The 11,556-nt window shown below is 74.6% G+C and carries 2 protein-coding genes; both read right to left on the bottom strand.

The features are described 5' to 3' along the window. Window positions 1-172: 172 nt before the first annotated feature. Window positions 173-1,594 (bottom strand): MDR family MFS transporter, encoded by a 1,422-nt coding sequence (locus OHA19_RS35695; RefSeq protein WP_405709534.1) that lies wholly within the window; start codon window positions 1,592-1,594, stop codon window positions 173-175. Beyond that, window positions 1,591-11,544 carry an amino acid adenylation domain-containing protein gene (locus tag OHA19_RS35690; protein WP_405753360.1) on the bottom strand — a complete coding sequence of 3,318 codons (9,954 nt, stop codon included), beginning with the start codon at window positions 11,542-11,544 and terminating at the stop codon, window positions 1,591-1,593. Before OHA19_RS35690 ends, OHA19_RS35695 begins: the two co-directional genes overlap by 4 nt. Window positions 11,545-11,556: the final 12 nt, after the last annotated feature.

Genomic DNA, 11,556 nt, shown 5'->3' with positions numbered 1-11,556 from the left:
GCCGGCTACATGCCGGAGATGAACGTGCTGTGCGCGCTCGGCGACTACAGCGCCCAGAGCGACCAGCCGATCATGAAGCACGTCAAGGTCACCATCGGCCCGGCGGCCTGAGCGGCCGGCGCAGGGACGGCAGCCGAGCAGCCCCGGGCCATGGCGTACAACGGTTTCCGGCTCATGACCTCCTGGCCTCGGTCCGGGGCAGCCGCGTCGCCCCGGCGGCGGCGAACAGGCAAAGACCGAGCACCCACCAGAAGGTGTCGCCGAACGCCGCGGAGATGTCCGGATCGCGGGCGGACAGCCGGTTCTGCAGGACCACCGCGAGGGCGGCGGTGCCGACCGAGCCGCCCACGGTGTTGAGCAGGTTGAGCGCTCCGGAGGCACGGGGGAGTTGCGCGGGCTCGATGCGGCTGTAGACGATGTTCATCACGGGCGCGCCGACCATGGCCATCCCGAAGCCGCGCACCACCAGCGCCGAGGCGATCACCGCGTCCCCGGGCCCGTGGCCGAGCAGGGTGAACGGCACCGTGCCCGCGAGGATCAGCACGATCCCGGTGACGACCAGGGTCCGCGGCGCGACCTTGTCGATGGTCCGGTTGACCAGCACCGACCCGGCCGCCGCACCCAGCCCCTGGGGAGCGAGCAGCAGCCCCGCCTGCCACGCCGACAACCCGCGGCCGGTCTGGAAGTAGAGCGGCAGCAGGAACATCGTGCCGAAGACCGACGCGCCCAGTACGAGCAGGGCGACGGCGGCGGCGCCGAAGGGCGGCCGGGCGAACAGCCGGGGGTCGACCAGCGGTGTGCTGCGGGTCCGCAACCCGTGCACGGTGAATCCGGCCAGCATCGCCAGCCCCGCGCCCACACCGATCACCGCCGGGAGGGTCCGGTCGTGGGCGACCTCGGTCAGCCCGAACACCAGCACGGCCAGGCCGGGCGAGAGCAGCAGGGCCCCGCGCAGGTCGAACGCCGCCCGCCGCGTCGACGGCGGCACCGCGGGCACGTGACGGCGGGCGAGCAGCGCCGCGGCCACACCGATGGGCAGGTTGACCAGGAACAGCCACGGCCACGGCGCCACACCGAGGATCGCGCCGCCGACCAGCGGGCCGAACACCGGTGACAGCAGCGGGACGACCGCGACGACGCTGATCACCCGCCCGGTGCGGGCGCGGCCCGCGACCCGGGCCAGCAGCGCCTGCCCGGTCGCCGGCAGCAGCCCGCCGCCGAGGCCCTGGACCACCCGGAACACGACCAGGCTGGTCACCGACCAGGCCGACGCGCACAGCACCGAGCCGAGCAGGAACACACCCACGGCGGCGAGCCAGGTCCGCCGGCCGCCGAACCGGTCGGCCAGCCAGCCGGACGCGGGCACGGCGGCGACGACGGCCAGCAGATAGGCGGTGGTCACCCACTGGATCCCGGCGACGGAGGCGCCGAACTCCTCACTCAGGCTGTCGATGCCGACGCTGACGATCGTGGCGTCCAGCGTCGCCATGAAGGTGCCGAGCACCAGGATGAACGCGGTCCGCAGCAGCTGTGTGTCCACCCGTGCGTCCGGTGGCGCGACGGTCCCGTCCTTCGGCGCGGCGTTCCCGCTCATCGGCCCTCCAGGAGATCGAGCACGTCGTTGTCGAGGTGCTCGTCCAGGGCTCGGAGCAGGTCGAGCAGCTCCTCGGCGAGCCCGTCGACCGCCGTTCCGGCGCGGTGGGCGAGCACGCCCGTCCAGCCGTCCCCGTCCGGCATGACGGTCAGGGTCACGGGGTGATGGGTGGCCTCGCGGAAGCGGGTCGCGAGGACCGTGAGTCCGGGGGCGGGTTCGCGGAGGCGCTCCGGGTCGACCGGGTAGTTCTCGAACACCACCAGGCTGTCGAACAGCCTGCGCCGCCCGGTCAGCCGTTCCAGGTCGGACAGGGCCACGTGGTGGTGGTCGGCCAGTGACCGCTGCCGGGACTGGAGGTCGGTGAGCGTCTCGGCGAGCGTGCCGCCGAGCCGTGCCCGCACGGGCACGGTGTTGGCCAGCAGCCCGATGATCTCCTCGACGCCCGCCAGCTCCGGGGGACGGCCGGAGACCATGGCTCCGAAGCAGACGTCCGGGTGACCGGAGCGCCGTGCGAGCAGCACCGCCCACGCGCCCTGCACCAGTGTGTTGCGGGTCAGGCCTCGCCTGGCCGCGAGGGCGGTGAGGCCTGCCACCAGTGCCGCGTCGAACTCGATGACCTCGGGTTCCTGCCAGGCCGGACCTGGTTCACCGGCGCCCAGGTAGTCGCCCTCGGGCAGGCCGTCCAGCTCGGCCGCCCAGACATCGAGGCCGGGCTCGTGGTCGGCGCACCAGCTCAGGTAGTCGGCGAACGGCACGGGGGCGGGCAGGCCGGGGGCCTCACCGCGGACCCTCGCCGTGTAGAGCGCGAACAGTTCGGTGAGCATGCGTGGGGCGGACCAGCCGTCGGAGAGCACATGATGGCTGGTCAGGACCAGGTCGGCGCGGTCGGGGCCGCGCCGGATCACGGTCAGGCGGAAGAGCGGGCCCCGGGCGAGGTCGAACGGCTCCGCCAGGTCCGCCGCCAGCACCTCGTCGGCCTCCCCGTCGACCACGCGCAACTCCGGCCGGGGCGAGGCGGGGATCACCGCCAGATCGGCGGGGAACACGGCGCCCAGGTTCGGGTGACGGGCCAGCAGGTCGGCGCCCGCCTCGCGCAGGGCATCGGTGTCGAGCGGGCCGGCCAGGGAGAACGCCGACTGCACGGTGTACGGGTCGGGGCTCTCGGTGCGCGAGTGCCGCAGCATCACCTCCTGCAACGGGGTGAGCGGCTGTACGTCGGCGCCCGGGTGGCCGTGGTCGAGCGCACCGGTCTCCGGTGCGGCGGCGACCCGCAGGAGCGCGGTCCGCAGCCTCTCGGCCAGGTCCTCGGCCTCGGCGGCGGTGAACAGCGCAGACGGCCGGGTGATCCGGACCCCGAGCAGGTCGTCGCGTACCAGGGCGTTGACCATCAGGCCGTACGGCAGGGGCATCGCGTCGGAGCCGCCCGAGCCGAGCGGGTCGGCGTCCGGGGGTGCCTGCCACGGTGTCTCGCGGTCCGGGGCGCCGGGGTACCGGCCGAGGTAGTTCCAGGCGATCTCCGGTGTCACCGGGTCCAGCAGACCCGCCGCGGTGAGGATGCCGTGACCGAGGCCGTCGCCCTGCGCGCGCAGCCGCTCCCCGACCGCCCGCACGTCGTCGTCCGCGTCGAGCCGGACGGGGTGTACGGCGGTGAACCAGCCGACGGTCTGGGACAGGTCGACCTGGCGCGGGCGGCCGTGGCTCTCCAGCGCGACCAGAACCTCGGGGGTTCCGCGCCACTCCCGTACCGCCCTGGCGAGTGCCGTCAGCAGCACGGCGTCCGGTGTGGTGCGGTGGGCGGCCGGCAGGGTCGTGATCAGGGCACGGGTCGAGCCGGCGTCGAGCCGGATCTCGTGGTGCGCCGCGGTGGCCACGGTGTCCCGCGCGGGGTCGAGCGGGCGGGTGGTGGATGCCGGGGTGGCGTTCGTCCGCCGCCAGTACGGGAGTTCGGCCCGCCGGTCGGCCTCGCGCAGCGAACGCGCCCAGCCCAGGAACGACTGCCCGTGCCGGGTCAGCGAGCCACCGGAGTACGCGTGCTCCAGGTCGTCCAGCAGGACGCGCCAGGACACCCCGTCGACGATCAGGTGATGGGCGATCAGGACGAGCCGGCCGGGGCGCTCCGGTCCGGCGTCCACCCACACCGCGCGCAGCAGCGGGCCGGTACGCGGGTCCATCGCGTCCCGGGCATCGGCGATCGCGGCGTCCACCGGGGCCCGCAGGTCGCCGGTCGCCCGTACCCGGGTCAGCACATCGGCTCCGGTCACCGCGCCGGCCGGCGGGATGCGCAGCACATCGCCGGCCAGGTGGGCCCGCAGCACGTCGTGGCGGGCCAGGAGCGCGTCGAGCACCGCCCGCCAGGTCGTCGCGTCACCGCCCGGCGGGACGCAGATCTCCACCCACTGGCAGAACCCGTCCGCGGCGGCCCCCGCCCGGCGCAGCAGGTCCCGCATGACCGGGGTCAGCGGCGCGTCCCCGACGGCCGGTGCCTCGCCGGCGTCGAGGGCGCGGGCCCGCGCCGCGATCCCGGCGACCGTCGCTCCCTCGAACACGTCCCGCGCACTCAGGCCGAGCCCTCGGCGCCGGGCCCGCGACACCACTTGCAGCGACACGATGCTGTCCCCGCCGATGGCGAAGAAGTCGTCGTCGGGGCCGATGTCGTCGGTGCCCAGGACGTCCCGGAACACGTCGAGCAGTGAGGCCTCGGTGGCGGTGGCGGGTTCGCGCCGCGCGGCGGTCGCGGTCCCGGGAGCCGGCAGTGCGGCGGTGTCGAGCTTGCCGCCGGGGCCCAGCGGCAGCCGGTCGATCGGCACGAGCGCCGTCGGCACCATGTGGTCGGGCAGCTCCCCGGCCAGGTACTCGCGCAGTCGCGCGGTGTCCGGTTCGGCGCCGTCGGCCGGGATGACGTAGCCGACGAGCCGGCCCTCCCGCATGATCACGGCGCAGGCGCGGACGTCGGGGTGGCCGGTCAGCGTGGACTCGATCTCGCCCGGCTCGACCCGGAAGCCGCGGATCTTGACCTGGTGGTCGGCGCGGCCGAGGAACACCAGTTGTCCGTCCGGCCGCCACCGCACCAGGTCGCCGGTGCGGTACATCCGTTCGCCCGGCGGGCCGAACGGGTCGGCCACGAACGCGGCGGCCGTCGGGCCGGGGCGGCCGAGGTAGCCGCGGGCCAGGCTCGGCCCGGCGAGGTACAGCTCGCCGGTCACGCCGGCGCCGACCGGCTGGAGCCCGCCGTCTAGGACGTAGGCGCGGACGTTGGGATCGGGGCGGCCGATCGGCAGCGGTCCCTCGTCGTCCGGGTCGTAGTGCCAGGTCGTGGAGTTGATGGTGACCTCGGTCGGACCGTAGGCGTTGAACAGCGCCCTGCGGCCCGCGCCCCAGCGCCGCGCCAGCTCGGGGTCCAGGCGCTCGGCGCCGACGACGAAGAACACGTCGGGGTCGACGGTGCGGTCGTCGGGCATCGCGGCCAGGAACGACGGGAGCAGGTTCACTCCGGTCACCCGGTGTTCGACGATGTAGTCGAGCAGTTCGTCGCCGGGGACGCGCACCTCCTCGGGTGCGATCACGGACGTACCACCGGAGAGCAGCGGCACCATGGTCTGCCAGAACGCGACGTCGAAGCCGGTCGACGCGAAGTGCAGGTAGCGGTCGTGCTCGGTGACCCCGACGACCTCCTCCTGGAGCGCGATCAGGTCGGGCACGCCCCGGTGGGTCACGCCGACGCCCTTGGGCCGCCCGGTGGTGCCGGAGGTGTAGATGACGTACGCGAGGGCGTCCTCGGTGAGCCTTTCGCGTGCCTCGGCCGGGTCGGTGTCCGGTACGGCGGTGAGGGTGGCGGGGTCGTCCAGCCGCAGTACCGGGATGTCGCGGTCGACGGGCAGTTCGGCGCCGGTCGTCACGGCGGCGGCCGGGGCGATGTCGTCGAACATGTAGGCCAGCCGCTCCCGCGGGTAGCTCGCGTCCATCGGAACGTAGACCGCGCCGGCCTTGGCCACGCCGAACAGGGCCACGGTCATCTCGATGTCGCGTCCGAGCAGGACCACGACCGGGTCCTGGGGCCGTACCCCGCGCACGATCAGCGCGTGGGCGACCCGGTTGGCCCGCCGGTCCAACTCGGTGTAGCTCAGGCTGCGGTCGCGGCAGACCAGCGCCTCGGCGTCGGGCCTGCGGCGCACCTGGGCGGCGAACTCGTCCAGCCAGTGGCCGCGTGCCCCGGCAGGGACGGCGGCGGTGCCGGTACGCAGCATCCGTGCCCGCTCGTCCGGGTCGAGCGCGGGCAGCCGGATCGCGGGCCGTGCCGGGTCGTCGACGATCTCCCGGAGCAGGTTGCGCAGCCAGCGGCCGTAGTCGCGCACGGTCTCCCGGGTGAAGGCGCGCGGCTGGTGGCCGAGGCCGATGGTGATCTCCTCGTCCGGGATCACGATGACGGTCAGCGGGTAGTGCGTGGCGTCGGTGATGTCCACCCCGGCCAGGTCGAGGCCGGGGGCGAGCGGAGTGCGCTTCCGGCCGGCCAGCGGGAAGTTCTCCATGACCAGCATCGTGTCGAACAGTTCGCCGATGCCGGCCGCCCGCTGGATCTCGGGCAGTCCGATGTGGTGGTGCTCGGCCAGTGCGACGCTCTCGGCGTGCACCCGTGCCATGAGGTCCAGCACGGTCTCGTCCTGGGTGTGCCGCACGCGTACCGGGATCGTGGTGCCGAGCTGTCCGATCATCGACTCCACGCCGTCGACCTCGGCGGGCCGCCCGGACACCGGGCAGCCGAACACGACGTCGCGGCGGCCGGTGAGCCTGCCCAGCAGCAGGCCCCAGGCCGTCTGGAGCACCGTCGTCAGGGTGACACCCCGTTCGCGGGCGAACGCGCGCAACCGGTCACTGAACTCGCGTCCCAGTCCGATGGTTTCGCGGTCGGGCCGCTCGACGGCGGTGCCGGTGCTCGCGGGTGCCAGCCGCGTCGCCTCGTCGACACCGGCGAGCGCGTCCCGCCACGCGGCGAGCGACGCCTCCCGGTCCCGGCCCGCCAGCCACCGGAAGTACTCCGACAGCGGCGGGGCGGTGGGTGCGACGGGGCCGCCGCTCAGCTCGGCGTAGACGGCGAGCAGGGTGCGGCCGACCAGCGGCATGGACCAGCCGTCGAGCAGGGCGTGGTGGTTGGTGATCACGAGCTTGTGCTCGGCGGGCCCGACCCGGGACAGCAGGAAGCGGATCAGCGGCGGCCGGGCCGGGTCGAACGGGCGCTCCAGATCGGCGCGGGCCGCTTCGGCGAACCGGTCCTCCTCCCGCCAGTCCAGGGCGACTTCGGCGGGGATCACCTGCACCACGGAGTCTCCGGCCGTGCCCAGGTACACCCGCAGGGCGGGGTGGCGGCGCAGCAGTTCGCGTGCGGCCTCGGCCATCCGGTCCGGTTCCAGCTCGCCGATCAGAGTAGTGACGGCCTGGACGACGTAGACGTCGGTGTCGTGGTCGTCGCGGACCAGGGTGTGGAAGGACAGCCCGACCTGGAGGGGTGTGGCGGGCAGTACGTCGGCGATGCGGCCGGTGCGTTCGAGGGCGTCGATGGCGGCCTGGTCGAGGCCGGTCAGCGGGAGGTCCGACGGGGTGAGCCCGCCCTCGGTGTGGAGCGCGTGCGCGGCCAGCGCGTCCAGCGCCGCGGCCCAGGCCTGCTGGAGGGCCGACACGGCTTCGGTGCCGAGCACCCCGGTCGCGGCGGTCCACTCGACGGCGAGCCGTGGCGCGCCCTCCTCGTGGACGAAGCAGTTGAGTGCCAGCACCTGTTCCAGGGCCTTGGCACCCGGCTCGATCACCGAGAAGGCGTCCTGCTCCGGCAGGCGCCATCCGGTCCCGGTCAACGGGGTGAACCTGCCCAGGTAGTTGAGCAGCACGTCCGGTGGCGGGGTGGCCGCGAGTTCGCGGCCCGCTTCCGGGTCGAGGTGGCGCAGGACGCCGTAGCCGACACCGCCGTCGGGGACGGCGCGCCGCGCCTCCTTGGCGGCCCGCAGCGTCCGCCCCACGTCGTCGGAGGCGGGGACACGCACCGGGTACTCGCTGGTGAACCAGCCGACGGTACGGGCCAGGTCGAGGTGTTCGCGGCCGTGGCCCTCCATCGACACGGTCACCGCGTCGTCGCGCAGGCCCCAGCCCCGCAAAGCAAGCACGAGCGCGGCGAGCAGCACCTCGTCGACACCGGCGCGGTACGCCGCGGGCAGGGTGGTCAGCAGCGCCTCGGTGGCCTCGGCCGAGGCCACGGTGACCGAACGGTGCGCGGTCGACACCTTGTCACGTGTCTCGTCCAGCGGCCGGACGCCCAGCCGGGGCGCGGAGCCGAGCGCGGTCCGCCAGTGGTCGAGTTCGCCTCGCCGCGCACCTGATTCCCCCTGACGGGCGAGGAGTTGGGCGTGGAGCCGCCAGGACGCCCCGACCGGGTCGAGCGTGCCTCCGGTGCAGGCCGTGTGCAGATCGGGCAGCAGGATGCGCCAGGACACTCCGTCCATGGCGAGGTGGTGCACGACGACGACCAGCCGGTCCGGCGTGCCGTCGCCGGTGCGGAGCAGGGCCGCTCGCAGCAGGTCGCCGGAGCGCGGGTCGAGTTCGCCCGCGAGCCTCCGGGCCAGGGCGGTCACCTCCGCGCCGTGCACCTCGTCGACGACGGCCCGCACCAGGCCCCGGGGCAGTACGTCCAGGCCGTCGCCGGCCCGCAGCCGCAGTGCGTCGTGGTGGTCGAGCACCGTCTGCACGCCCGTGACCAGGTCGCCGTGGTCGAGTCCGTCGACCTGCAGGGCGGTCCACTGCGCGTATCCGGCGACGACGTCCACGTCGGGGTGCGGGTCGAGCAGTCCGCGCGCGATCGGCGGCGCGGGCACGGGGCCGGTCGGGTCGTCCAGCGGCTCGGGTGCCCGCGACAACAGCTCGGCGGAGGCCGCCAGGGCGGCGAAGCTGCGGCGCGCCAGCAGATCCCGGGGCCGCAGTCCGAGGCCCGCCGCCCGCAGTCTGCTGCTGACGGTGATCGCGGTGATGCTGTCCCCGCCGAGCGCGTAGAAGTCGTCGTCCACGCCGACCCGTTCGACGCCGAGCGCCTCGGCGAGGACCGCACAGAGCAGCCGCTCCCGCTCGGTGCCCGGTTCCCGGCCGCCGCTGTGCAGCGCGGGCGCGGGCAGGGCGGCGCGGTCGAGCTTGCCGTTGGGTGTGACCGGCAGCCGGTCCAGCACCACGACCGCCGCGGGCACCAGGTGCTCGGGCAGCCGTTCGGCCAGGTGGGCACGCGTCTCCTCCCCGGTGACCGAGGCGGACACGATGTAGCCGGCCAGCCGGGACGACCGCACCGCGGCCGCCGCCGCGGTGACCCCGGGCACCGCGGCGAGCGCTGCCTCGACCTCGCCGGTCTCCACCCGGTGTCCGCGGATCTTGACCTGTCCGTCGCCGCGGCCCCGGTACTCCAGGCCCCGGCCGGGCACCCAGCGGGCCAGGTCGCCGGTGCGGTACATCCGCTCCCCCGGTGCGCCGAAGGGGTCGGCGACGAAGCGATCGGCGGTTGCCCCGGGCCTGCCCAGGTAGCCGCGGGCCAGGTGCGGTCCGGCCAGGTACAGTTCGCCCGCCGTGCCGTGCGGCACCGGCTGCAGTGCGCTGTCCAGGAGGTGGATCCGGGTGCCCGCGAGCGGATGGCCGATCGTCGGCTCGTCGCCTTCGATCCGTGCGGTGGTGCTGTCCACGGTCGCCTCGGTCGGGCCGTAGATGTTGCGCGCGGTGATCCCCGACGCGGCGACCCGCCGCCAGAGCGCGGGCGGGGTGGCCTCTCCGCCGAGGACCAGCAGCGTGGGCCGCAGCTCCAGCAGGCCGCCATCGACCAGTGGTGAGGCCATGGACGGTGTGGTGTCCACGATGTCGATGCCGTCGCGGGCGTAAGCGGCGAGCAGGGCGTCGGCGTCGCGGGCCGTTTCGGTGTCGTAGACGTGCAGTTCGTGCCCGCACAGCAGCCAGACCAGGTGGTCGAAGGCGGAGTCGAAGGCGAACGAGTAGGTGTGCGCGGCGCGCAGCCGCCTGCCCGCGGCCCGCTCGGCCTCGGCGACGACCGTGGACCGCTGGTGGTGCAGCAGCGCGGCCAGGCCGCCGGCCCGGCCGAGTACGCCCTTGGGGCGGCCGGTCGATCCGGAGGTGTGGATGACGTAGGCGAGGTGCTCGGGGTGCCGGGGCGCGGCCAGTTCGTCGGCGGTCAGGGGCGCGCCGGACAGTCCGGCGGCCTCGGCGAGCAGGGTGGTCCACGGCAGTCCGTCGATCGCGCCGGCGGTCAGCACCAGCGCGGGGCGGGTGTCGTCGATCAGCTCGCGCAGCCGCTCGGGCGGGTACGCGGCGTCCAGGGGCTGGAACGCGGCGCCCGCGTCCAGCACGGCCAGCAGGGCGACCACGGAGTCGGCCGAGCGCGGCAGTGCGAGCGCCACGATGTCGTCGGGCCCGATCCCGCGTGCCCGCAGGGCCCTGGCCAACCGGTGGACCCGGCCCGCCAGTCCGGCGGCGGACAGCCGGTCGTCCCCGCAGACCAGGGCGGTGCGGCCGGGGTCGTCGGAGGCCATTGCGTCGAAGGCGGCCGGCACGTCCACCGGTGTGCCGGGCAGCGCGGGCGGGCACCAGTCGGCGAGCAGCCGGTCCACGTCGTCGGTCAGGGCGATCCTGCCGACGGGCAGGCCGTCGGTCAGCCCGGACAGCAGCGCCCGCAGTCCGGAGAGCAGGCAGTCGACGGCGGCCTGGTCCTTGGACCGGGCGTCGACCTCGAAGCCGAGCAGCAGTCCGCCGTCACGGGTCGGCAGGACGCTGAGGCCCATGTCCTCCGGGGGACCGCCCGCGACGTTGCGCATCACACCTGCGGAGCCGGCGAAGTCGAGCGCCAGGTCGAACGCCTTGAGGTTGATCCCGCGCCCGTGCAGCAGTGCGCCCGCGCCGGGCGCCGCGAGGTCCCGGGGCAGGTCCTCCCCCCGGTACCGCTGGTGTTCGCGCATCTCGCGCATGGCGGAGGCGACCCGCCGGCTCAGCTCCACGAGGTCGTCCCCGGCGCCCACGGTCACCCGCAGCGGCAGCACATTGACCGCCATGGCGGGGGTGCGCAGTTCGGCCGAGCCGGCCCGGCACATCAGCGGCAGCGCGAACACCACGTCGGTGCGGCCCAGCATGCGGTGCAGGAAGGCGGCGTAGCCGGCGATCAGCGCCTCGCCCCAGGTGACGCCGGTCCGGTCGGCGAAGGCGCGCAGCCGGGCCGTCTCGTCGGGGGTGACGACGGTGCGGGCGGTCAGGGTGCGGCCGGACGGACCGGCGGCGGCGCCGGGATCGTCGAGGTCGGGCAGGGGGGTGAACCGTTCGACCCAGTACGCGCGGTCCTCGGCGCACCGGTCGCTGTCCCGGTAGGCCCGGTCGGCGGCGACGAGGTCGGCGAACCGGCCGAACGTCGACCGCGGCGGTTCGGTCCCGCGCACCACGGCGGTGTAGCGGGCGGCGGTGCGGCGGGCGAGCATGGAGGCGGTGTAGCCGTCGAAGACCAGGTGGTGGCCGAGCTGGGTGTACCAGACCTCGTGGTCCGAGAGCCTGATGACGGTACGTGAGCAGAGCGCCCGGTCAACCATCCCCCGGAACGCTTCGGCGGCCCGTCCTCGCTCGTCCTCGACGAGCGCCCGGGCGGCGGCCGCGGGATCGGCCGCACCGCTGACGTCGATCACCTCGGGCAGCCCGACCGGCTCGTCGCTCACCGTCTGCCGCGGTCCGTCCGGGGTGTCGTACACCCGCAGCCGCAGGGTCTCGGCCTCTTCGGTGGTCGCCCGGACCGCCTCCGCCAGCGCGTCCGCGTCGACCGGTTCGCCGCCGGCTATCTCCACCACGTCACCGACCAGGTAGTACGGCGAGTCGGGTTCCAGGCGCTGCGCGTTCCAGATGCCCGACTGGGCTCCGGTCAGGGCGAGAAGACCGTCCGAGGGCATGTTTGCGGGGCT

This window comes from Streptomyces sp. NBC_00012, assembly GCF_045040875.1.
Classification (GTDB): Bacteria; Actinomycetota; Actinomycetes; order Streptomycetales; family Streptomycetaceae; genus Streptomyces.
Note: the sequence above shows the minus strand (reverse complement) of the source record. Positions and strands in the feature narration are given on the sequence as shown.